This window comes from Clostridium algoriphilum (assembly GCF_020443705.1).
In the GTDB taxonomy this organism is placed as follows: domain Bacteria; phylum Bacillota; class Clostridia; order Clostridiales; family Clostridiaceae; genus Clostridium_AD; species Clostridium_AD algoriphilum.
On sequence record NZ_JAIZZK010000011.1, the window covers coordinates 1 to 23,202 of the forward strand.

Sequence of the window (23,202 nt, forward strand, 5' to 3'; positions counted from 1 at the left end):
AGTCCTTCTAGTTTAGAAGAAACAAAACAGTTAAATAACCAATCAGCTGGAAATAATAGTGCTAGTGGTGCTTCAAATTATGCTACTTCTAATATTTCTGATACATCTAATCTATCTAGCAGCACTAATCCTGCTACTTTAAATGAGACAAAACAATTAAATAATCAATCAGTAGCAAACAAGGGTACTAGTGGTATTTCAAACCAGAGTGCATCTAACCTATCTAGTAGCACTAGTCCTTCTAGTTTAGAAGAAACAAAACAGTTAAATAACCAATCAGCTGGAAATAATAGTGCTAGTGGTGCTTCAAATTATGCTACTTCTAATATTTCTGATACATCTAATTTATCTAGTAGCACTAATCCTGCTACTTTAGACGAAACAAAACAATTAAATGCTCAATCAACTGCAAATAAAGGTACTAGTAAATAATAAATATTAAGGGAAGCCATACAAAATGGCTTCCCTTCGCTTTTTCATGAATACTTGAAGTATTAGTATGTAATGATATTGATATAGAAGAATTGCTTATTTAGAAATGGTAGATGATCCTGACGTAATTCAACCCCTAAAGTTATTTACATAAAAGATTGGTGTCGGATATGTCTTTTATTAAATATCTATTCTTCTATATAAGTTATATTACCATCAAAAATATAAGTTAAAGAAGTTTTTGTACCTTCTAGTGCGTATATCATTTTTTCTATTACGACTTGTTCTTCTTTGCTAGTAGTTATAGAAAGTATATCTTTTTCATTAACTTCAGACTTTAGTCCAAATTCATATATAAAATCATTTATTAATCTTACCCACTCAGATGTATCATTAGAACCTAAACTTTCTTTTTTTCCGAAATCTTTTAAGACCCTATCTAATTGTTTTTTTGAAAATCTCATTATATTCGCCATTCTATTGCCTCCTATTCTAACTCTAAGCTTGTAATTTAAAGTTAACTGTCTAATATATTTATGAATATAAATACATAAAAGGATGAATTTTAAATTCTCATCCTTTTACTATTTAATCTATTTAATTATTCTTTAACTTCTGTTTCAACAGCAACTGCTTCAGCAACAACTTCTACTGGTTCTTCTTCTTCTTGTTCTTTTGCTTCTATTATAGATGCATAAACTTGGTCTTCTTCATCTGTAACCTTTATTTGGCTATCTAAATCAAAGTCTTTGATTGTAATTGTATCGCCGAATACTTTTTGTGATATATCAACACTTAATGCATCTGGCATTATAACCATTTTACCAAAAACATCTATTTCTGATTTTTGAACTTGTAGTTGAAGTCGTTTAGTAACTAAACCTTCTTCACCCTTAAAAGCAATACGTAATTGTAATTTTACTTCCTGATCTAATGAAACAAGTTGTACGTCTATATGATTAATTATTGCTGATACGGGATGTCTTTGAATTTCTTTTATGAATCCAAATTTTTTATCTTCTCCGTATTGAATATATACCTTAGCATTAGAACCATGTTTCTGAAGTATCTTTTTTAAAGCAACTAATTCAAATTTAACAGAAGTCGCTTCCTTATCGTTACCTCCATAAATTACACCTGCAATAAAACCATCTTCTCTAAATCTTTTATTTGTTACAGGTCTTTCAAATGCATTCAAAATTATTTTTTCCATAATAACTCGCTCCTCTTGGCTTATTAGGCCTTTGTGTTTATTATTTTATATACATATGTTACTAATAATAATCCCCAGTGAAAATTGTGCTGAGCTTTAAAATGATGTAATTTTTACTATTAACCTGAAAATTTAATATATATATTGTAGACATATTAAAAGACAACATAAACTACTCTGCTGTCTTTTTGTCTTTGTAAATACATTCGTTGAATTTCCATATTATATCTATCATTTATACAAATAAATAAAAAAAACAGCATCATTACCTAAAAGACAACATTAGTAATTAAAACATATTTATATTATAGCACATTATAGAGCATATAAGCAAACAGAAGTTGTCTACTTCTTTATCAACTTATCCACTAAAATAATCCTTATCTTCTTGAATTTTTTTCCTAATTTCAAGCAAATATTACGCAAAATTGGTACATTACTGCAGAATGACTTTGAATATATTAAATTAGTACTTTTTTTATGCATATTTAAACTTTATTAAATATGGATATTAATAAAGTGTTTTAAGAATGATATAATTAAATAAGTTAAATCATATCATCATTAATTGGAGGGATTACATTGATTCAGTATAAAAAAATACCTTATATAGAACTTATTCCTATTATTATAATAACTTTTCTGATTTTTAGAGTGGTGAATAACGTTGAGAATATAGGTACAATACTTCATAAAATATTTTCATTACTTAGTTATTTTATCTGGGGGTTTGTTATAGCTTATCTCCTTAATCCACTTATGGTATACATTGAAAAGAAAACGAAAATAAAAAGAATTTATAGCATAAGCATTATGTACATATTATTTGTAGGTATAATAATCTTTATTATTACTTTGGTTACTCCTAATGTTATAAAAAGTGCTGTTGATTTATTTAACAATATTCCACAATTTGCACAAAAATCATATAAGTGGTCTACCAAATTTTTGTCTAACAATCAACTGTTAAATAAATACGATGTAACCTCTTACTTAAATAGTTACCTTAATACATTTAATAAAGATATAACGGCATATCTTTCCCCAGGACTACAACTTATAATTAATAACTTAATGGGTATAAGTTCTTTATTTATGAAACTAATGTCTGGAATTGTAATTTCGTTTTATTTTTTATTGGACAAAGAATCAATTATTCATAATCTTGAAAGACTTATCTATTCTGTTTTAAGTGAAACCGTAACATTTAAAATAATTAATTTTTTAAAAATAGCTAATACTACTTTCAAAAAATATTTTGTTGGAAAAATAATTGACTCTATTATTTTTGGAACTATTACTTTTATCGGATTTATAATATTAAAGATACCCTATGCTCTACCTTTTAGTTTAGTAATCGGGGTAACAAATATGATTCCCTACTTTGGTAACATTATGGGAATGATTCCTGCAGTTATAATAACTCTATTCTTTAATCCAATGAAATCTGTAGAATTAGTGTTATTCGTTGTAACCTTAAGCAATATTGATGGGTGGTTCATATCTCCAAAGATTATTGGAGATAAGGTGGGTCTTAGTCCTCTACTTGTAATACTCGGAATTGTTCTTGGTGGTGGACTTTTTGGAATTATAGGTATGTTACTTGGAGTTCCCGCTATAGCCCTAATAAACACCTTATTAGGAGAGTTTATTGATAAACAAATTAAGAACAAAATGATTGGATAATAAATAATACGGATACGCCAATGCATATCCGCATTATTTATTTCTGTATTATTTGCATAAGTCCTTTTTTAACTTCGAATTAAATAAAAAAGAAAGTGCAAGTGATGCTAAAGCAATTATAATAAATGCTATAAATACTTCATGAAGCCCGGAAGTTAAAGATAGCTTTATTTGTTGCATGCTTACTCCACTACTCATAGATTGCTGCGAATACAAATTATTTGGCTCGATGCCTTTTACTCCTAAATTATTAAAATATTTAACAATATTCGTATTTAATATAGCTCCGAAAATGCTTACTGCTATAGTTTGTCCTAGTGTACGAACTAAAGAATTGGTTGCCGTAGCTGCCCCTCTTTTGTTAAATCCAACAGACTCTTGTACTACTATTGTTAACGTAGTAAAAGCTCCTCCAAAACCAAAACCCATAATAAAACCATAAACTATAACTAATACTAATGGAGATTTAATACTTAAAGTAGATATAAATATACAACTGATAAGCAAAATTGAAGTAGATATACCAATTACTATTTTTTCACCATATTTAGGAATAGCTTTAGTCAATGCAATTGAAGATAATAACCATGCAACAGACATAGGTGCCATAGATACTCCAGAAATAGTTGCCCCAAACCCTAAAATGTTTTGAATGTATAAAGGCATATAAACATCTATCCCTATTAAAATTCCTGAAGCTAAAAAGCTTATGGCATTTACAATATTGCTAGTTTTCGTAAAAATATCAAAAGGTATAATTGGCTCCTGTGCCTTTTTTTCTACATGATAAAATAGGAATAATATAGCAATTGTAACTAACATCGCTATTACAATATTACCTTTTCCACCAGTTAAACTACCTAATAAAAACGTTATTATTGCTAATGAAAATAATACTGTTCCGATATAATCTATTTTATGTTTTTTTCTATCAAAAGTTTCAATAAGGTTCTTTTGTATAAGTACTATAGATATTATCCCGAATGGTAGGTTTATAAAGAAAATCCAATTCCAAGAAAGATTGTCTATTAAAAATCCTCCTAAAAAAGGCCCAGCTAAACTTGCTATTCCCCAAACTGTACTTAACCATCCTTGAACCTTTGGCCTTTCGCCGGCTGTAAAAATATCACCTACAATAGTGTATGTAAGAGTAAATATTGCTCCTGCTCCTATTCCCTGAATTGCACGAAAACTTATAAGCTGATACATACTTTGTGATAGCCCACAAAGACAACTCCCCAATAAATAAATTATTATTCCAATTGTAAGAATGTTTTTCCTTCCATATAAATCAGACAATTTTCCGTATATTGGTGTAGATATGGCTGATGTCAATAAATATGCCGAGAAAACCCAACTTATAAGCTCAAATCCATTTAGTTCTTTAACAATGGTAGGTATTGCCGTAGTTACAACTGTTCCTTCTACAGCTGCAAGAAACATTGCCACCATTAATGCAATTACTATACTTCTTTTTTTAGATTCCATGCTTTGTGTCACTTCCCTTAATACGATGATATACATCAATATTTGATACTATCCTATATCATTCTATCATTAATACATGTATATTCGTATATATGCACAAATTATTTTCTCTTTTTTATTTTTTTGTATTCGCTATATTTCACCTCCTTTAAACCGCTCACACTTACCCTCTTATCACTCATTATATAAAAAAAAAACAGGAACCAGAATGACTTCTGATTCCCATTTATAAATATTCTTATTTTAAAATTCCAAGCCAAAAACCTAAGATACCTACTGCAAATAATCCGAAGATTAACCAAATTGCATTTACTTTTTTCTTTAATAATTTCATACATACAAAAGTTAAAAGTAGAGCAAGAAGTCCTGGCATTAACTTATCTAATATATTCTGCACAGTAGTTACTACAACTACACCGTCTGGGCCCTTAATTTTTGATACAGTTAGTGGTACGTTTATGGTGGTCCACTTATTTACAAGAGATCCCATTACGAAAAGCCCAAGTATAGATGCACCTTCAGTAAGTTTTTGAAGCCTATTTCCACTCACATCTTTAACTATATCTAGTCCTTTACTATATCCGTATTCAACTCCATAATATCTTACTGCAAGACGAACAGCATTAAATAATACGAAGAATAAAATTGGTCCAACTATACTTCCAGTTAGTGCAATGCCCGCTGCAAGTGCAGCAATTACTGGACGTGCAGTTCCCCAAAATATCGGATCACCAACACCAGCGAGTGGTCCCATAAGACCTATCTTAACACCATTTATTGCAGCATCATCTATAGCAGCTCCATTTGCTCTTTCTTCTTCCATTGCAGCTGTAACTCCAAGAATTGGAGCTGCAACAAAGGGTTGTGTATTAAAGAATTCAAGATGTCTTTTCAATGCTTTCTTTCTATCTTCACCCTTGTAGAGTCTTTTTATAACTGGAACCATTGCGAAACAGTATCCTAATGCTTGCATTCTTTCAAAGTTCCAAGAACCCTGAAAAAGGTTAGATCTTATAAAAACATTTCTAAGGTCTTTTTTAGTAAGCTTTAATCTATTTGTTCCATCTGGTAATGTTTCTACTTTTTTAATATTTATATCAGCCATGCTATCTCCCCCTTTTTATTAATCATCAAGCTCGTCGTCTAAATCATTTACAGCTTGTGTTGCTCCTGCTCCTTCTGCATACTTAGGCATATTATATTTTGGGCTTAACTGAATGTATATTATTGCAGCTACCGTACCCATTACACCAAGTGCAACTAAGTTAAACGTAGTGAAGGCTGCAATTACGAATCCAAGGAAGAAAAAAGGCATTAAATATTTCGCTTCCATCATATTAATAACCATTGCATATCCTACAACAACTATGAATCCACCTGCAACTGCAAGTCCACCTGTAATAACAGTTGGTATAGCATTAAGCATATTTTGAACAACACTTGTACCAACAAACATAGCAACTAAAAGTGCTGGTATTGAGACACGTAATGCTTGCACACCTAAAGCACCCATGTGGCATATATCTATTCCTCTTAAATTACCTTCCTGCGCATATTGGTCAGCTTTATGCTGAAATATAACAGTGATAGTTCTTACTATAATGGTAAGTACTTGTCCAGCTGCTGCAATTGGAATTGCTATAGCTATACCTGTACCTATACTTTGATTACCACCTATAACTAGAATGGTTGATATAATACTTGCAAGTGCTGCATCTGGAGCCACTGCTGCACCAATATTCATCCATCCAAGTGCGATAAGTTCAAGAGTACCACCAATTATTACTCCTGTTTGTAAGTCTCCCAAAACAAGTCCAATTAAAGTACAGGCAATTAATGGTCTATGTGTTTGGAATTCATCTAGAATACTGCCCATACCTGATATACATGATACGATGAATATCAGAATGATTTGTACTACGCTTATAGTCATGTTTTATTCCCCCTTATTAATAATTTATAAATTAGTTCTTATTATATATATGTTGTTATATAATACAATTTAACAGACTTTAATTTATGAAGTCTATATTTTTGACATCAATTTTATTTTTGTGTCAGCTACAACTTTTCTTATTTCTAGTTCTATTCCTAATTTGTCTAATTTTTTAAATGCTTCGATATCCTTTTCATCTACTGAAATAGTACCTGTTATCTGTTTTTTTCCTTCCTTGAAAGACATTCCGCCTATATTGATTGTCTTTAAGTCCACGCCACCTTCTACCAATCTGAGTACATCAGTTGGATTAGTGAATAAAAGCAATGCGTTAACGTTTGCATATTTAGGATTATTAAGAACTCTTATAGCCTTTTCAATACTTATAACACTTGATTTAACTCCTGGTGGTGCTACCTGTTCAAGTAAAGTTTTCCTCATAGTATCTGCTGCTACTTCATCATTACAAACTATTATTCTTTCGCATCTTGTTTCTTTTGACCAAGATGTAACAACCTGACCATGAATTAATCTGTCATCAATTCTCGCTAGTGAAATTTTCATTTTATAATTCCTCCTCTGAACTATTTTTTAAAGACTCTTTTAAAGTTTCTTTTAGAGATTTTATTCCAATGTGACCAGTGCTTAGAGCTATTTGCGCGAGTTCGTCAACAGTTGAGTCTTCCCTAGATGAGAATACTTCAAGTAACATAGGAATATTTATTCCAGTTATCACATCCATATTTTCTTCTTTTGCAACTATTCTACTAGCTGCATTGAAAGGGCTTCCGCCAAATAAATCAACCATAAAAAGCACACCATCTTCGCACTGCAAAGATTTTATTGCTTCCTCGTAATTTTTCATTAAGTCATCTGCACCCTCTCCTGGCAAGAAAGTTATTGTAGAAACATTTTCTTGTTCTCCTAAAATCATTTCTGTTGATTTTAATATTTCCTCTGAAAACTTGCCATGGGTTCCGAGTATTATAGCTATCATTAATTTGCCCTCCAATTCAAGTATTTAATACTTAGTTTTATATATATTTATATAGCACAATCCATGCCAAAATAGTGTATTAAAATATATGAATTCTATAAGCCTTTTAAAATAGGACAACCTAGAAGATTTATATATTATTATTAGATTCTGTTAATACACTATTTTTTATTTTTAATACTGTTTTATGAAAACGTATAACATTTTAATATTGATGTTTATTAAATGTTTGTTTATATTCGGAGAATTTGTGTTACTCTGCAAATATTTCGCATATATAATATATTTCATCCTCTTTTAAAGTGATATTAAGTGTATCTTTAAATATGAGGATTGCTTTCTTGACAGCTCTTAATATTTCTCTGTCTATTGCATTTTTATCGCTACTATAGATAAGTGCCTCCTCTATAATCATTCTCTCTAATGCACAGCCTGTATGCAGCATTATTTTTATTTTTAATGAATTACTAAAATTTTTAGTCATTTCTTTTTCTAATGCACTTATAAAATTCATTAATACACTAATAATCTTATGTGGATTTAAAAATGTTAAAAATTCATTTAAGCTATCTTCACAAAGTTCCTTAACCACTATATTTTCTTCTTTTCTGTCTGTTGGTATATTGTTCTTTTGTATAATATTCATAAGACGTTTTTCACCATCGCCTCCAATAAGTGCCTCAATTGATATAAATGGTGCATCTATCTTAGGATTCATAATCCCAACAGTTGCTAAAATATTGTAATTATTTAATAAATTCTCGAGTTCAACCTTAATATTCTTTATTCCTATAGGTATAATAGATATCTCATCCCTTGTTATATTTATTACAATGTTATGAACTAATTCTTTAAGTTTTTTAGCTGTACCTTCACCTGTCGAGCAGATAGTTATTATTGCTGCGTTTCTTTGGATCTCTGCATTTTTAGAATCTTTGCTATATTTCCCATAACCTTTAAAGTCTTTCAACGAATCATATAGAGTATCTAAATCCATATCAAGCATATTTGCTTTTCTAACTGCTTCAAGAACGAGTGGCGTTGATGCCATATCAACAGTCTTAACTCTTATACCTGTTTTTTCAGTTATCACCGTATCAAAACTTGTTAGGGATCCCATATCCACAAGCAAAAGTACTCCGCGGCCCATATCAATTTCGTTTACTTTTTCTATTATATCGTTAAGTACCCTTTGGGGGCTTACTTCAAGTGGCATATCTATTCCCTCGACTACTCCTTCACCTAAAAGGTTTTTTGCCACATCAACCATAGAACTCGCAGTACTACTACCGTGTAGAGCTACTATCACAGCTACTCTTTCATTATTTTGCTCCTCCTGTATAGAACTAAGTAGAAGAGTTAAATAAATCACTTCCATATCAGGTACTATAATATTATATTTCTTCTCGATTAGATCTTTTATTTTAAGTGATATATTAAACTCTTCAGGTTTATCATTGATAGTATTTTTTATATTTGTGTATTGTAAACTACGCCTGTTCTCTACTCTTTTTAGAAATGCACTTATGTGAAGACTAAAAGCATATAGAAATCTTTCATTAAATTTCCTTTTAAGCTCTCTTTCTACAAGATCTCGAACTTCTTCTGCAAATTGAAGTGTATCTTCATTTACAAGTTTAAGTATTTTCTCTCTATCTTGGGCACTATTTTTACTCTTTTTATAAAAACTTTTAAGATGTATGTTAATATCCGTTGTTATGAATTTTTTTATGTATTCGTCATCAGCGCCTTCATCTTTTAAAATGGCTGCCTTGTCTTCAATTATTTTATACAAATTAAATGTAGGCTCAGATGAATCTTCTTCTATTAGAACTTTATACCCCTGTGGCATAACTACTATCTGTTTGTCGAGGTATTGAGTTAACTCCTCCATATCCGATCTTTTACTACTTAAAGAGAATAAACCACTTTTTATATCCGACGGTAATGATTTAAAATCTATCTCAATAAAGTCTTTATTATTTATGCTATTTAAAAATCCAGTAGCACACACTAATTGTATGTTGGATTTCATCTGCCCAATGTTTCCATAGGAGGCACTTCCTATAATTGCTTTTACAGCTTCTGCATCTACCTTTATTTGTTTGTTTACTCTGTGAGCTTCATTTGCTAAGAGAAACTTAGCTATATCTAATTTATCCTTAGCAGGTCGTTCCTCCAATGATGGAAGAGTTATAACTATAGGTATCCTTCTTACAAACGTCTTTAAAAGTGACGACGCAGGATTCTCCGTAGTTGCTCCAATAATAAGCACAGTAGATTTTCTGTTTCTCTCTGTTTCACCTAGTTTATTATAACTTCCAGTATCTATGAAATAAAATATCATTTCCTGCCCCTCAGGTGGTAACCTATGAATTTCATCAAGAAATAGTATTCCTCCATTAGCCTTTGCTACAAGGCCTTCCTTTTCTGCATCAGCTCCAGTGAATGCACCTTTTATATGTCCAAATATATGAGATAAAAGGAGCTGTGGATTATTATAATAATCTGCACAATTAAATAATACAAAAGGAGCATTATTCTCTAATCTCTTAACATACATTGCGTATTTGTACATCATATTAGCAAATAAAGTTTTGCCCACTCCTGTAGGACCTACTATAAGTGTATTCAGTCCATTAGGTGGATAAAGCACCGCAGCTTTAGCTTGTTCAATGTGAGTTCTAAGGCCTGTTTTATATCCTATAAGACTATCAAAGGGATTTTTTTCTTCCTCCTGAGTCTTGTCGTCCTCTATAAGTTCATGAAAATTTTCAAGTTCTATTGGTCCAGTTTGTAATTTATATTCTAAAATTCTCTCTACTGTTCCTCTATCTAAAAATAGTACTGGTCTACCTTTTATCTTAATTATCTTATCTGCTCTAAGTAAATTATTAAGCTCGAGACTTACATTATTTCTTATCATAGATAGACTTTCTGCTATCTCTGCAGCACTAAAACCTTTACCAGATTTAATATCTTCTAAAAGGAGTTCTTTAGATTCTTCAACCATATAGTTATATATTTTTTCAATCCTTTTCATAACTTTCTCCCATTCATATAATTTTTTTAATATTTCTTACTACTATAATACACTTTTATTAATACACTATCCAATATAATATTATTATCTATTTAGTAGAATATTATTATTTATTCAATAAGTAGCCGCAATATAATCACTTGCATATAATGTAATATTCATTTAACAATATAGTCATATAATATAAAATGCCCTTGTAATTTTATAAATTACAAGGGCATTTTTTCAAATTACTATTCTTTACTAACCTTAATAAAATTTAGTGTAGCATTTTCTTTCTTAGATCATCAACTTTTTTATCATCCTTATTATTTTGAAGCATCATGTATAAGTAAATCGGGATGCCTACAAGCATTAGTATAAATCCAAACATTACAACCTCTGCACCGGTTCCATAAATTGCATATATAGTATACCCAAAAGCAAGCAATGCTACAAATGAATTTTTTAAGAAATTCCATATATTAAAGTCTGAAGAATGTTTCTTTAAAAGCACTATATCTGCCGCTGCCGAAAAAGCATAAGCAGGTAAAAATGCCAATGTAGCTAATAATAACATAAAGTTAAATGCTGCATTTAAAGTACTTACGTAGTTTAGTATGAGAAGGATATTAGCTGCGACACCACTTATTACAAGTGATGCAACAGGTGTTTTATATTTGGGATGTATTTTTCCAAATATTTGTGGAAATAACTTATCTTTAGCAGCACCATATGAACTTCTTGCAGTTGTTAATATCCATCCTGCAGTAGCTCCAAGTGTCGATATTATAGCACCTATTGCTATAAAGTTACCACCCCAAGTTCCACCAGTTGCTGAGTTAATTATATCAGCGAGTGGCGCTTTTGAATTAGCTAATGTAGCTTGATCTAAAACTCCCATAGCAACTATTGAAACAATTAAATATATAGCAGCTGAAATCAAAGTACCATATATTGTACTCTTTCTAATATTTACTCTTGGATTTTTAATTTCTCCTGCAGGTACTGTTGCACTTTCAATTCCTACAAAGGCCCAGAGAGCAATTGCAATTGCTGCGGGCAATGTACTCATCCCCGAAACCTTAGCACTAGATACTGTGTTAAGCATTGCAGGATTAAAGTGCATAGCTGCAATTACCACAAATACTACTAAAGCACCTACTTTTAATACTGTTGTTATAATGGTAATTATACCTGCTCCTTTAACGCCTAGAATATTTACAATGGTAAAAAACCACAATACCCCTGAGGTAATTAAGAATGCCATAAGTGGTGTAGCTGTTCCAGGAAAGAAGTATGTGAAATAAAGCATAAATGCAGTTATAATAGCTGCATTTCCTACCCATGCACCTACCCAATAGGTCCATGCAATTAAAAATCCTGCGAAATCACCAAATGCAGCCCTAGTATATACAATAGGTCCACCGGTTCTTGGCATAGCTGTTCCTAGACTAGCAAAGCTTAACGCAATTAGTAATGACCCAATAGCTGTAATTACCCAAGCAATTATAGCAGTTTTAGGGTTTGATGCAGAAGCTAAAGATGCAGCTGAGGTAAAAATACCTGAACCTATACAGTTTCCTACTACTATAGCAGTTGCTGCAGCGAGACCAAGTTCCCTTTTAAGCTCCATTTTGTCTAAATTATTATTCTTATTGTTTTTACTCATAAATACCCTCCTTATTACTCTAATAAACTATTTTACGATAATTGTAAAATGTGTTCGCTTAAATATTACTAAACTATAATTACTCATATTTATTTTTTAATTCAACACTATATATTTATTTCGTTATTATGCAGAACATTATTAAATTGTGTAATTAAATATAAATATATCATATTATCACAATAAAAACGATATTATTATTTAATTTACGTCTTTTTATAATTAATTATTTCCATTTTTGCTATTACAATGAAAAATTATTGTAAACTAATTACTTTTAGGTTATACATGTGCATCTGTATAAGCCAAAATGTTCATATATATTTTATACTAAATCGAGCAAACTATGTACAATTTTAATCCATTATCTGAAAGGAGAATTTGCATAGCGTACTAGGAACAAAAACTAGATAATATTAAAGTAAAAAGAAGACAGTAAACATTAAAACACAGTAGATTTATATTTATTCTACTGTGTTTTAATATTCCTATTACACTATGTTTTTAATGTTTATTCTTTTGTAGCACCTTCCCACTCAGGTCTCAACAATCCATATAAATACATGTCATACCTTCTACCATCCCTATGAATGAATTCTCTATAGACCCCTTCTCTTTTAAATCCTAATTTTTCATATAGTTTTATTGCAGGTTCGTTATATTCCAATACAGTTAGATATATTCTATGAAAATTCAGTTCCTCAAATCCAAACTCAATAGTTAATTTAAGAGCTTCTTTTCCATAACCACATCCCCTGTGCTTTTCATCTCCAATTCCTATATATATTAAAGATGTTCCGTTATTCCAAGATATATTTTCAAACCCTGTAACGCCAATTATTTCTTGTTGCCCAAGCTTCTTTACAGCAAAAATGTATGCAGTATTACACTTTCTAACTTCACTAATCATCTCTAGTACATCTACAAGATTTTTAGGATTTGCACTTACTGTATCATAATTACGCATGAAGAGTGCATCATTGTGCCAATCTTGAATTGTCGTAACATCATCTTCATTAATAGATGTAAGTTTTATTTCCTTACCACTCAAAAGATTTTTCATTTTATCACCTTTCCTAATATCTAATTTTAAATTAAGTATAGTATATATTTCAAAAATAGACTAGCTGCATGCTAGTCTGTTTATTTGATGCTCACTAATTAATGATAATTTATATATTTATTAAACATTTTCAAAACTAAAAATATATTTTTTCTCTAATTTAAAAGGATGATAAGATAATTTAGATTTCCTAAGACCAGCAATTCCAAGGTCCTGTTCCCTATTAATTATTTTAACATCACTAAAATTTCTATCAACAAAAGTTTTGTTAATGAAACTATAAACTCCACTATAATTCACATCTGCCTTTTCTATATGAATCACCGCCAAATCATCATTTAGTTTTTCACCTAAACTAAAAGCTACTATTCTTTCGTCTACATAAACAGCTATACCTTTAGTGTTTACAATATTAATATTTTTAAGTACATCTTTTATTCCTTGTAGTTCATAATTAAGTATATTATCATTGTTATTTCCTTTATTCCATTTTTCTGCAGCTATTATTACATCCTTTATTACTTCTACCTCTTTAATATCTTTAACTTCATAATCGTAACTCTTTATAAAGGAATTATAATGATTTCTTTTCCCATGAAGTTTCTTTCCTGAAAGCCTTGCAAGCTTTTCTGATTCATATAAATAATCGAAATTATCTCTATCTTCTTCTATATAGATACCTACAACGTCATCATATATATCCCTTATTTCTTCCATAAACTCTTCATCGAGATCTTTAAATAAATATTCCATGTTGTTTTCCGTTTTATAAAGCATTAGTTCATCTATAATCTCTTTAAGATTTTCCTTATTATATCCAAGTGGCTGCATAAAGTAGTATTTGCCTTCAAAATCTTTTTTCTTAATTATTAAGGTATCTTTATCAATTGTAAAACAAACATCACAAGCTTTTCTCCATATATATAAAGTTGTAAAAGAATACTCACAACTTAAAAATTTATATGGACATATAAATTTTTCTATTATATTCTTATCTTCAATCTCAAGTCTTTTAAAAATCATAATCTCAACCTTTCCCTTTAGGATATACCATAAATATTGTTATCTATTTATATTCATTCTTCATTTTAGTCTGTTAAATCATTTTTTGCAAGTAGATACTTTTTAAGCCTCTAGTTACCAAATAGATACCTTCTGAATTAACATTAATGTAAATTTTATTTTACTGCATTTCTATTAATAATAGTTTATATAACAGAACTCCTGTATAATATAACTACATAATATTATATCATTACCTGAATAACTTTATGTGGTTATATTAAATTAAAACCTCAAGTATATCTAGCTCTATACTTATGGAAATTGCATTTGCTAGGTCATAAATAACAATTTTATTTAATTATTTTTCATTTTATGATATAATTTTCTTAGGTTATATCTTAAGGAGTGTGAAAATATTATGGACCCCGAAGGTACGTGGCAAATTATATCTTTAGTGATTTTACTAGGATTTTCAGCCTTTTTCTCTGCTTCTGAAACTGGATTAATGACTTTAAGCAAAATTAGATTAAGGCACATGGTAGATTCAGAAATCAAAGGTGCTGATCGACTTAATAAATTACTTAAAAAACCAAATAAACTCTTAGGCGGCATTTTAGTTGGAAATAACATTGCAAATATTGGTGCATCCGCACTTGCAACCTCTTTAGCAATGAAATATTGGGGAGCTTCTGGAGTAGGTATTGCGACTGCTGGAATGACAATACTAGTATTAATTTTTGGCGAGATAACACCAAAGTCACTAGCTGCGCAAAATTCCGAAAAAATTTCTCTAAAGGTCGCTCGACCAATAAGTATAATTACCTTTATTTTAAATCCAATTATTGTAGTATTGATTTATATTACGAATAATTTTATAAAAATACTTGGTGGTGAAGTTGGTAAGCAGAAACCCTTTATTACTGAGGAAGAGTTAAAAACTATGGTTAGTGTAAGTCATGAGGAAGGAGTACTCGAAGTTGAAGAGAAGCAAATGATTTATAATGTGTTTGAATTTGGAGATTCACAAGCAAAAGATGTTATGACTCCAAGAACTGATATGATTGTAGCGAATTCAAACTCAACTTACACTGAACTTATAAAAATCTTCAGGGACGAGCAATTCTCAAGACTTCCTATATATGAAGAAACTGTTGATAATATTATTGGAGTTTTATATATTAAGGACTTAATTTTCTTTGAAGAAGGAAAAGATGAATTTGATATTGTTAAACATATGCGTGTTCCTTACTTTACTTATGAATTCAAAAGCACTGTCGATCTATTTGCTGACATGCGTTTAAAACGAGTACCTATAGCCATTCTACTTGATGAATATGGGGGGACTTCCGGAATTGTTACAATTGAAGATCTAGTAGAAGAAATTGTTGGCGATATAGACGATGAATATGATGATGATACAGATAAGATTCAAGTTATAAAAGAAGATGAATTTATTGTTGACGGCGATACAAAAATAAATATGGTTAATGAAATGATAGGCTTAAATATTGAGTCGGAAGATTTTGACTCTATAGGTGGTTTTGTTACAGGTATTCTTGGACGTCTTCCAAAGACAGGTGAGACAATTAATTATAACGATACAAAATTTATTATACAAAACACTAGTAAAAATCGTATAATGAAATTAAAAATTATAACTTAATAACAAAAACTTAAGGTTAATTATATAAATTAACCTTAAGTTTTTTATTATTTACATTATGTTGATCCAGTAAATTAAATAAATCACTATAAAATTTTTCTAGGTATTTTACCCTTAATTTTCTTTTCTATAGAATCCAAGAGAAATTTGTCTTTTGGGGCTGCAAATAAATAGGTATATCCATCTTCTCCAGCTCTTCCAGTTCTACCTATTCGGTGAATATAAGCTTCAGCAGTTTCAGGTATATCATAATTATAAACATGACTAACTCCGTTTATATCAAGCCCTCTAGATGCTACATCTGTAGCAATTAAATATTGTATATCGCAGTGTTTAAACTCTTTCATTATCTTCTCTCTTTTTGATTGAGTTATATCCGAATGAAGTTTTTTGCAATTGTAACCTCTTTTATATAGAGCTACCTCTAGATCATCAACTCGTCTTTTAGTTCTGCAAAATATGATAGCCATAAAAGGATTATCCTCATCCATTACCTTGCATAAATCTTCTTGTTTTCTTCTATCTGTGGTTTCTATTAAAAACTGTTTTATGTTTTTAAGTGTTGTCTCTTCTTTTTTAACAATTACTTCTTTAGGATCATTCATATATTTGTATGCCATTTTTTTTACGTCTGAGCTCATAGTTGCTGAGAAACATAAAGTTTGCCTGTTTTTTGGTGTTGTTTCTAATATATTTTCAATATCGTTTTTAAATCCCATAAGAAGCATTTGATCTGCCTCATCTAAAACTACTGTCTTAAGATTATCCAGTTTAACCGTACCACGTCTAAGATGGTCTAATAATCTTCCCGGTGTTGCAATGACAAGGTGAATATTTCCCTTAAGTTTTTTAAGCTGTGCACCTATATCTTTGCCACCGTAAGCAGCCAAAATATTCAAGTTTTTAACCCCTGCAATTTTCTTAGCTTCCTCAGTTATCTGTATGGCAAGTTCTCTTGTAGGCGTCACTATTAACCCTTGTATTGTAGTTATATCAGCCGACATATTGTCAAACATTGGAAGTAAAAATGCAAGTGTTTTTCCAGTACCTGTTTGTGCCTCAGCTATAACATCACTTCCACTCTTTATTAATTGAATACTTTGCTCTTGAACTTCCGTTGGCTCAGTTATTCCTTGAATTTTTATCATACTTAAAATATCATCATTAAGACCCAATTTTTTAAATTTTATCATTTTTATTTACCTTTCCATTTAACCATATTTTTAATACATTATATATAAGCTATTTAATTATATCAGATATTTATTATAATAAAAAGAACTTTATCAAATACATTTCTTATATATAGACATTATGGTTTATACACAATATCCTTTAGTACCTTATTTTTTAACTAATGATTTTACTGATACATCTATCTTTTCTGTCTGTAATGAATTAACCTTCGACTTTTTATTACGCACAAGAATACTCTTACATCCATTAAGTAATGAAGTATTCTGCTCCCTTGCAAGAGCATTTATTATAGCTGAGCAACCTATAAATAATAATGCAGCTTGTGGTGCAATCATTGTAAAATCAACCAATCCATGCCCAATTATTACTGCTTGAACACCTGCTAGCATTGGAACCATTTTATTGTTTTGTGTATAAAGCACCTTTAAATTTCTATATAAATTAACTTTTAAATACAAGTATATTGAAATTCCTACTACTCCAAGTGTGGTCATAAAAGTAATCCATATGTTATGACCATGGTATATGGTTGCATAATAATAACTTCCCAAGAACTTTGCCCCATACTCAGAAATCCCCATAAGTCCCCACCCCGTAAGAGGCTTTATTTTTATCATTTTTAAACAACCACTCCATATTCCAAAACGACTATCAAATGAACCATCGAAATCATGACCAGTTATATTATGTAAAATTTGTGATGGCATAAAAGTAATTGCAGCTGTAAGTACAAATATTGTTATAAAGAGCCACAAATCTTTTTTATTACGCTTAAGTAGATAAAAGATAAATACTCCAAACAATAGTCCTATAAAAGCACCACGTGATCCCGTTAAGTATAATGCAATAACAAATAAAAGTGTTGATGTTTGATAAAACAATTTTGTATTTTTAGTTGTAGTGCTACAAAAATATAGACCTACTAGAGTCATTATTGAAAACCAATTGCCCGCTACATTCGGATTTCCAAAGGTGCTATATATTCTATCATTAAATATTGGTTGAGATGTAAATTTAAGAAATCCAGCCCAAATATTAAAATCGAAACACACATATATAATTTTCTCAACAATCCCAAAGACTGCTGAAAACAGTGAAAAACAGACTAAATATCTATATAATTTTTTTACCTTATTTTCATTTTGGCAATAATCTTGTATAAATATCCCAACGCATAAATACATAAATATAATAAAAGAAGTAATAATTGATGTAACACTATAATTTATAATTCCAACCATCAAAGACCATATAAAAAGTAAACAAAGTCCTATGTTCCAATGATTTTTATATATATTAACTTTTTTAAACATGACCACATATGTCATATATATCACTGGGATAATTGTCATATAAGGTGAAATAATCGTTAATAAAACTAAAATCGCCATAATAAAACCTCCTGTGACTATAGTCACATAAGTAATAATAGATAATTATGTGAAAAACTTCAATAAGAAAAGTAATTGTTAACACTTTGTCTTTATTATTTGTAACTTTATAAATTAGTATACATATTAATTTATTATAATTAAGATTTATACACATTATAATATTGATTTTGGAATAAAACGCATAAAAAATAGCTAACCCATTAATTTCCAATGGATTAGCATTTATCAATGTGAATAGTCTCCTACTTTTAAATATATTTATATAACTTATTTTTTCACTGATTGAGTACCACTTATAGAACCGGTTTTATCTAATTTAAATGCAGATTTAAGTGCATCTGTTGCAAAGTAAACATTTCCTTGTACTTTAGCATCTTTTATAGTAAATCCTTTAGCTTCAACATATACATCTCCTACAAATGTTCCACCTTGTATTTTAGAGTTTTCGCTCTTAACTATTAATTTTGGTGCTGTTAAAGTATAGCTAGCAGTTTTTACTCTTTTATCATCTTGTGCATAAAGCGCAAATTTACGTCCTGCTGGAACTTGTTTTGTTTTATCTTTTTTGTCAGCCACTTTAAATGATCCTTCTAAAACAATTTCTTTATCGACCTTTAAATCTTTTGTTATTGCTATAATCCAAGATCCATCTTTACTTACCGCTTTTTGAAAAGCAACTTGTTGATCTACTATTGAAGCTGTTGTTACTACATCTGTTTTTGCTTTTGTAGTTGATGTAGGTACTGTTTTATCCGCTGCTTTAGTACCACAACCCACTAATAAAGTAGCACCTACCGCTAGTGATAATATTATTGCTTTAACTTTCATATGAATACCCCCTAATAATATTTTACTTACATGTACATTGCTTAACAATTTAAGTATATCACATGTGATAAAAATATAACAAGCTGTAATGTGGGAAAATGTAACTGTTTCCACGTACTAAATGAACAAAATTAACAAACCATAATTTAATGCTAATTAAATTCTTAAAATATAGATATTAATACTTTATTGTTTTAATATCCATATTAATTCTTCCGTCTTTTATTTCAATAATTCTATCAGTCTTTTCTGCTATCCTTCTATCATGCGTTATAATTATGAAAGTTGTATTAAATTTTTCATTTATGTCCCTTAGTATAGTATATATATTCTCCGTAGACTGCGAATCTAAGTTTCCTGTAGGCTCATCTGCAAGTATTATTTTAGGATTATTAATAAGTGCTCTAGCAATAGCTGTCCTCTGCTGCTGTCCCCCAGACATATTCGATGCCAAGTTATCTTTTACATTGTATATTCCAACCATATTCATAAATTCCTCAGCCCTCTCTATTATTTCTTTAGAAGGTTTTGGATTATCTATCATATACGGAATAAGTACATTCTCTATTGCTGTAAATTCTGGTAGCAAATAATGAAATTGAAAAACGAACCCTATAGTTTTATTTCGAAGCTCAGCTAATGAATTCTTACTCATACCATCTGTTCTATCTCCGTTTATATAAACTTCACCACTAGTTGGTTTATCTAACGTCCCCATAATATTTAATAATGTACTTTTACCACTTCCAGATTGACCTATAATGGAATTAAAAGATCCTTCTTCAAAACTTAGATTCACATCAAATAACACTTGGGTTTTTACTAAAGACCCATAAACTTTATTTATATTTTTTAAAGCAATAATGTTAGCCATTCTTAATCACCTCAATTGGTTCTAATTTTGAAGAGCTTCCTGCTGGTATAAGAGCAGCAATGGACGCGGAAGCTACTGCAATTACCCCTGATACAGTAATAAATCTATAGTCTATATAGAGTGGTACTATTGCTGTTCCATCAGGATTTAAAGCAAAGTGTGAAAAGATAATCATAAGTGCAATACCTAGTATTATTCCAAGAATTGCCCCAGCAATGCCTAGTAAAAAACCTTCATATAAGAATATTTTGCTAGCATCTCTATCTTTTATTCCCATAGCCTTAAGTATTCCAATTTGTTTTGATTTTTGAACTACTGTTACCGCAAGTACACTTGCTATCCCAAGCGTCACAGAAATAAGTACAAACACTTGTATCATTAAACTTGAAACACTTTGACCGCTAAGTCCACTTAGTAATTCTTCGTTTTGATCTTTCCAATTTTGTACTTCTATATCTTTATCGGCTAATTTTTCTTTTACCTTTATCGAGATTTCATCTGCCTTAAATACATCTTTAGAGTTTAGTTGCATCTCAATAGAGGTTACTTTATCCTTAAAATTAAATATTTCCTGTGAAGTTTTTAAGCTTGTTATTACCCATGATTTATTTATACTTGATACCTTTAAATCATAAAAACCAGTTATTGTAGCATCTTTAGTTTTTCCGTTAGGCGTAATTAACGATATCTTATCTTTAACTTTTAACTTTAAGTCCTTTTGCAAATCCTTACCTATTAGTACTTCATATGATTTTTTAGGAATACTACCTTGATATATTTTAGATTTTATATTATATAAATCCTTTTCCTTATCCAGATTTAGTCCCCTTACTATTATTGGATCAGTTTTATCACTATATTTAATAAACGCAGGGGAATCAGCAGCAGGTGATACTTTTTCTATTCCATTACCTATTCCATTTATTTGGGATACTTTTTCTTCCCAATTTTCTACAGTTTTGTTCTCTTTATTTGATATAACTGTTATTTGAGATGAATTCCCTATAGTTTTATCTATAAGACTTTTCTGAAGACCTTGTATTAATGAGCCTATAAAAATTTGAACCGAAACTCCAATAGCTATCCCTACAACTATTAGAAGTGTTTGTCCCTTACTAGACTTCAGAAATCTTACAGCGACTTTAAATGGTAAATTCATTTTACTTCTCCTTTCGCAAGTTTTTAAGTTAAAGTTTTATACACAATTATGATTATTAATCTTTTATTTACAGAATACTACAATTTTGTTAATTTGTAAATATACTTGATAAATATCTTAAAGCATGCTTTTTTTTATACTTTGTTAATAATAAATCAATTATTGCAGGTATATAAGATGCTGTGGTAATATTACTTAGCTAATAATATTTAGGAGGTAATTTTATGGGAAAAAATTTAATAACTGAGGGAAAAAGGTGCATGCAGTGTGCTAATCCTAGATGTAGCAAAGGTTGCCCTGTAAATACTTCCATTAAAGACATGATAAACATGTTTTTAGATGGTGACATTATGGATGCTGGGGAAATGTTATTCAACAATAATCCACTTTCTTTAGTATGCTCACTTGTATGTCCACATGAAAAACAATGTGAAGGCCATTGTGTACTTGCAATAAAAGGTAACGGTGTACATATAAGTGGCATCGAAAATTATATCTCTGATTACTACTTGAATTCATTCAAGCCAAATTACGTAAAACTACCTGGTAAAAAAGCTGCCATTATAGGGGCTGGGCCTGCAGGAATAACTATTGCATTTATACTGGCATCTAAAGGCTATGATATTACCATTTTTGAAGCTCATGATAAAATTGGTGGAGTTTTGATGTATGGCATTCCAGAGTTTAGGCTTCCTAAAGCTTTGCTCGGTAGAATAAAAGACAAAATGATTGAAATAGGTATAAAAATTAGATTTAATACTTTAATTGGCCCTGTGCTAACAGTAGATAACCTATTTCGCGATGGCTACAAGGCTGTATTTATTGGAACAGGAGTATGGAAACCAAAACCACTTAGTATTAAGGGTGAGAGTCTTGGCCATGTCCATTATGCAATTGATTATCTAAAAAATCCTAATGTTTATAGTCTTGGAAATAAGTTATGCATCATTGGCGCTGGAAATGTTGCAATGGATGTAGCAAGAACTGCACTAAGAAACGGTGTTCGCGATGTTTCTATAATGTATAGGGGCAACATGGATAGTATTACAGCAGACAAGAGTGAGCTTGAATACGCTAAAATTGATGGTGTTAAATTTGAATTATTTAAAAGCCCTGTAGAAATAACAGATGATGGAATTATCTATATACAAACTTTTGTTAATGTAGATGAATTAGGAAAAGAAACCTTTGAAACTGTTACGGGTACTGAAGATTTATTCAAAGCAGATTCTGTAATTATTTCCATAAGCCAAGGTCCAAGGGATAATATTGTTTCCACCACAAGTGGTATAAATATAAGCAACAGAGGTCTTGTTTCTACTGATGTTAGTGGACGAACAACAAGAGAAGGAGTTTTTGCATCTGGCGATGTTGTCACTGGTGCCAAGACAGTAGTTGAAGCCGTACGTCTATCAAAGCATGTTGCTGACGCAATAGATGAGTATGTATTGGCTCATATGTAGTTAATCATATTATAAATAATACTACCTTTCATTAAAAATATTATATGACACATGTATACTGTTTTACATTGTGTCAATAATTTTAATGTGTGATTCACGTGAAAGGGGCA

The 23,202-nt window shown here is 30.3% G+C and carries 20 protein-coding genes; 4 read left to right on the top strand and 16 right to left on the bottom strand.

All coding sequences use genetic code 11. The annotated features are described in order from the left end of the window. Positions 1 to 432: hypothetical protein (locus tag LGK95_RS09790; RefSeq protein ID WP_226124515.1), on the top strand; the 432-nt coding region annotated here is incomplete at its 5' end. Between the two features lie 188 nt (positions 433 to 620). On the opposite strand, the gene LGK95_RS09795 is transcribed toward LGK95_RS09790, so the two are convergent. Both LGK95_RS09795 and LGK95_RS09800 read right to left on the bottom strand, forming a co-directional pair. Next, positions 621 to 908 carry a hypothetical protein gene (locus tag LGK95_RS09795; protein ID WP_226124516.1) on the bottom strand — a complete coding sequence of 96 codons (288 nt, stop codon included), beginning with the start codon at positions 906 to 908 and terminating at the stop codon, positions 621 to 623. A 125-nt stretch (positions 909 to 1,033) separates the two neighbouring features. Further along, on the bottom strand, positions 1,034 to 1,645 hold the full coding sequence (locus LGK95_RS09800) for a 50S ribosomal protein L25 (RefSeq protein ID WP_226124517.1): 612 nt from the start codon (positions 1,643 to 1,645) through the stop codon (positions 1,034 to 1,036). A 582-nt stretch (positions 1,646 to 2,227) separates the two neighbouring features. Here LGK95_RS09800 and LGK95_RS09805 point away from each other — a divergent pair. After that, a complete protein-coding gene (locus LGK95_RS09805) occupies positions 2,228 to 3,331 on the top strand; it encodes an AI-2E family transporter (protein WP_226124518.1) in 1,104 nt (367 codons plus the stop codon). Positions 3,332 to 3,379: 48 nt separating this feature from the next. Here LGK95_RS09805 and LGK95_RS09810 read toward each other — a convergent pair whose 3' ends face one another. The 9 genes from LGK95_RS09810 to LGK95_RS09850 all read right to left on the bottom strand — a co-directional run bounded on the left by LGK95_RS09810 (position 3,380) and on the right by LGK95_RS09850 (position 14,532). Beyond that, positions 3,380 to 4,819: an MDR family MFS transporter gene (locus LGK95_RS09810; RefSeq protein ID WP_226124519.1), complete on the bottom strand. Its 1,440-nt coding sequence runs from the start codon at positions 4,817 to 4,819 to the stop codon at positions 3,380 to 3,382. 238 nt (positions 4,820 to 5,057) lie between these two features. Continuing rightward, the gene (gene manZ / locus LGK95_RS09815; protein ID WP_226124520.1) at positions 5,058 to 5,924 is read right to left on the bottom strand and encodes a PTS mannose transporter subunit IID; all 867 of its coding nucleotides are present in this window, start codon (positions 5,922 to 5,924) and stop codon (positions 5,058 to 5,060) included. An 18-nt stretch (positions 5,925 to 5,942) separates the two neighbouring features. Then, positions 5,943 to 6,746, bottom strand: a complete 804-nt coding sequence (locus LGK95_RS09820) for a PTS mannose/fructose/sorbose transporter subunit IIC (RefSeq protein WP_404814417.1) — start codon at positions 6,744 to 6,746, stop codon at positions 5,943 to 5,945. Positions 6,747 to 6,845: 99 nt separating this feature from the next. Further along, positions 6,846 to 7,319 (bottom strand): mannose/fructose/sorbose PTS transporter subunit IIB, encoded by a 474-nt coding sequence (locus tag LGK95_RS09825; RefSeq protein ID WP_226124522.1) that lies wholly within the window; start codon positions 7,317 to 7,319, stop codon positions 6,846 to 6,848. A 1-nt stretch (position 7,320) separates the two neighbouring features. Next, positions 7,321 to 7,752: a PTS galactosamine/N-acetylgalactosamine transporter subunit IIA gene (gene agaF / locus LGK95_RS09830; RefSeq protein ID WP_226124523.1), complete on the bottom strand. Its 432-nt coding sequence runs from the start codon at positions 7,750 to 7,752 to the stop codon at positions 7,321 to 7,323. A gap of 253 nt (positions 7,753 to 8,005) precedes the next feature. Beyond that, positions 8,006 to 10,795 carry a sigma 54-interacting transcriptional regulator gene (locus LGK95_RS09835; protein WP_226124526.1) on the bottom strand — a complete coding sequence of 930 codons (2,790 nt, stop codon included), beginning with the start codon at positions 10,793 to 10,795 and terminating at the stop codon, positions 8,006 to 8,008. Between the two features lie 259 nt (positions 10,796 to 11,054). Continuing rightward, positions 11,055 to 12,446 (bottom strand): amino acid permease, encoded by a 1,392-nt coding sequence (locus tag LGK95_RS09840; protein WP_226124527.1) that lies wholly within the window; start codon positions 12,444 to 12,446, stop codon positions 11,055 to 11,057. Between the two features lie 511 nt (positions 12,447 to 12,957). Continuing rightward, a complete protein-coding gene (locus LGK95_RS09845) occupies positions 12,958 to 13,509 on the bottom strand; it encodes a GNAT family N-acetyltransferase (RefSeq protein WP_226124528.1) in 552 nt (183 codons plus the stop codon). A 120-nt stretch (positions 13,510 to 13,629) separates the two neighbouring features. Then, on the bottom strand, positions 13,630 to 14,532 hold the full coding sequence (locus tag LGK95_RS09850) for a DUF2156 domain-containing protein (RefSeq protein ID WP_264174520.1): 903 nt from the start codon (positions 14,530 to 14,532) through the stop codon (positions 13,630 to 13,632). Positions 14,533 to 14,932: 400 nt separating this feature from the next. On the opposite strand from LGK95_RS09850, the gene LGK95_RS09855 reads away from it, so the two are divergent. Beyond that, positions 14,933 to 16,177 carry an HlyC/CorC family transporter gene (locus LGK95_RS09855; RefSeq protein ID WP_226124529.1) on the top strand — a complete coding sequence of 415 codons (1,245 nt, stop codon included), beginning with the start codon at positions 14,933 to 14,935 and terminating at the stop codon, positions 16,175 to 16,177. Between the two features lie 86 nt (positions 16,178 to 16,263). Here LGK95_RS09855 and LGK95_RS09860 read toward each other — a convergent pair whose 3' ends face one another. From LGK95_RS09860 to LGK95_RS09880, 5 genes are all read right to left on the bottom strand, one after another. Further along, positions 16,264 to 17,370 (bottom strand): DEAD/DEAH box helicase, encoded by a 1,107-nt coding sequence (locus tag LGK95_RS09860; protein ID WP_226124530.1) that lies wholly within the window; start codon positions 17,368 to 17,370, stop codon positions 16,264 to 16,266. A 150-nt stretch (positions 17,371 to 17,520) separates the two neighbouring features. Continuing rightward, a complete protein-coding gene (locus LGK95_RS09865; protein ID WP_226124531.1) occupies positions 17,521 to 18,765 on the bottom strand; it encodes an O-antigen ligase family protein in 1,245 nt (414 codons plus the stop codon). 270 nt (positions 18,766 to 19,035) lie between these two features. Continuing rightward, complete coding sequence (locus LGK95_RS09870; protein ID WP_226124533.1) at positions 19,036 to 19,596, bottom strand: hypothetical protein; 561 nt, start codon at positions 19,594 to 19,596, stop codon at positions 19,036 to 19,038. Between the two features lie 178 nt (positions 19,597 to 19,774). Further along, positions 19,775 to 20,470 (bottom strand): ABC transporter ATP-binding protein, encoded by a 696-nt coding sequence (locus LGK95_RS09875; protein ID WP_226124535.1) that lies wholly within the window; start codon positions 20,468 to 20,470, stop codon positions 19,775 to 19,777. Then, the gene (locus LGK95_RS09880) at positions 20,463 to 21,629 is read right to left on the bottom strand and encodes an ABC transporter permease (RefSeq protein ID WP_226124537.1); all 1,167 of its coding nucleotides are present in this window, start codon (positions 21,627 to 21,629) and stop codon (positions 20,463 to 20,465) included. The genes LGK95_RS09875 and LGK95_RS09880 overlap by 8 nt, the downstream gene beginning before the upstream one ends. Positions 21,630 to 21,853: 224 nt before the next feature. Here LGK95_RS09880 and LGK95_RS09885 point away from each other — a divergent pair, with 224 nt between their 5' ends. Then, the gene (locus LGK95_RS09885; RefSeq protein ID WP_226124538.1) at positions 21,854 to 23,092 is read left to right on the top strand and encodes an NAD(P)-dependent oxidoreductase; all 1,239 of its coding nucleotides are present in this window, start codon (positions 21,854 to 21,856) and stop codon (positions 23,090 to 23,092) included. The last annotated feature ends 110 nt before the right edge of the window (positions 23,093 to 23,202 follow it).

Bases quoted from the DNA above. Each gene is read 5' to 3' on its own strand.
- LGK95_RS09795 (WP_226124516.1), bottom strand. From the start codon at position 908: ATGGCGAATATAATGAGATTTTCAAAAAAACAATTAGATAGGGTCTTA.
- LGK95_RS09800 (WP_226124517.1), bottom strand. From the start codon at position 1,645: ATGGAAAAAATAATTTTGAATGCATTTGAAAGACCTGTAACAAATAAA.
- LGK95_RS09810 (WP_226124519.1), bottom strand. From the start codon at position 4,819: ATGGAATCTAAAAAAAGAAGTATAGTAATTGCATTAATGGTGGCAATG.
- manZ (WP_226124520.1), bottom strand. From the start codon at position 5,924: ATGGCTGATATAAATATTAAAAAAGTAGAAACATTACCAGATGGAACA.
- LGK95_RS09825 (WP_226124522.1), bottom strand. From the start codon at position 7,319: ATGAAAATTTCACTAGCGAGAATTGATGACAGATTAATTCATGGTCAG.
- agaF (WP_226124523.1), bottom strand. From the start codon at position 7,752: ATGATAGCTATAATACTCGGAACCCATGGCAAGTTTTCAGAGGAAATA.
- LGK95_RS09835 (WP_226124526.1), bottom strand. From the start codon at position 10,795: ATGAAAAGGATTGAAAAAATATATAACTATATGGTTGAAGAATCTAAA.
- LGK95_RS09840 (WP_226124527.1), bottom strand. From the start codon at position 12,446: ATGAGTAAAAACAATAAGAATAATAATTTAGACAAAATGGAGCTTAAA.
- LGK95_RS09845 (WP_226124528.1), bottom strand. From the start codon at position 13,509: ATGAAAAATCTTTTGAGTGGTAAGGAAATAAAACTTACATCTATTAAT.
- LGK95_RS09850 (WP_264174520.1), bottom strand. From the start codon at position 14,532: ATGATTTTTAAAAGACTTGAGATTGAAGATAAGAATATAATAGAAAAA.
- LGK95_RS09855 (WP_226124529.1), top strand. From the start codon at position 14,933: ATGGACCCCGAAGGTACGTGGCAAATTATATCTTTAGTGATTTTACTA.
- LGK95_RS09860 (WP_226124530.1), bottom strand. From the start codon at position 17,370: ATGATAAAATTTAAAAAATTGGGTCTTAATGATGATATTTTAAGTATG.
- LGK95_RS09865 (WP_226124531.1), bottom strand. From the start codon at position 18,765: ATGGCGATTTTAGTTTTATTAACGATTATTTCACCTTATATGACAATT.
- LGK95_RS09870 (WP_226124533.1), bottom strand. From the start codon at position 19,596: ATGAAAGTTAAAGCAATAATATTATCACTAGCGGTAGGTGCTACTTTA.
- LGK95_RS09875 (WP_226124535.1), bottom strand. From the start codon at position 20,470: ATGGCTAACATTATTGCTTTAAAAAATATAAATAAAGTTTATGGGTCT.
- LGK95_RS09880 (WP_226124537.1), bottom strand. From the start codon at position 21,629: ATGAATTTACCATTTAAAGTCGCTGTAAGATTTCTGAAGTCTAGTAAG.
- LGK95_RS09885 (WP_226124538.1), top strand. From the start codon at position 21,854: ATGGGAAAAAATTTAATAACTGAGGGAAAAAGGTGCATGCAGTGTGCT.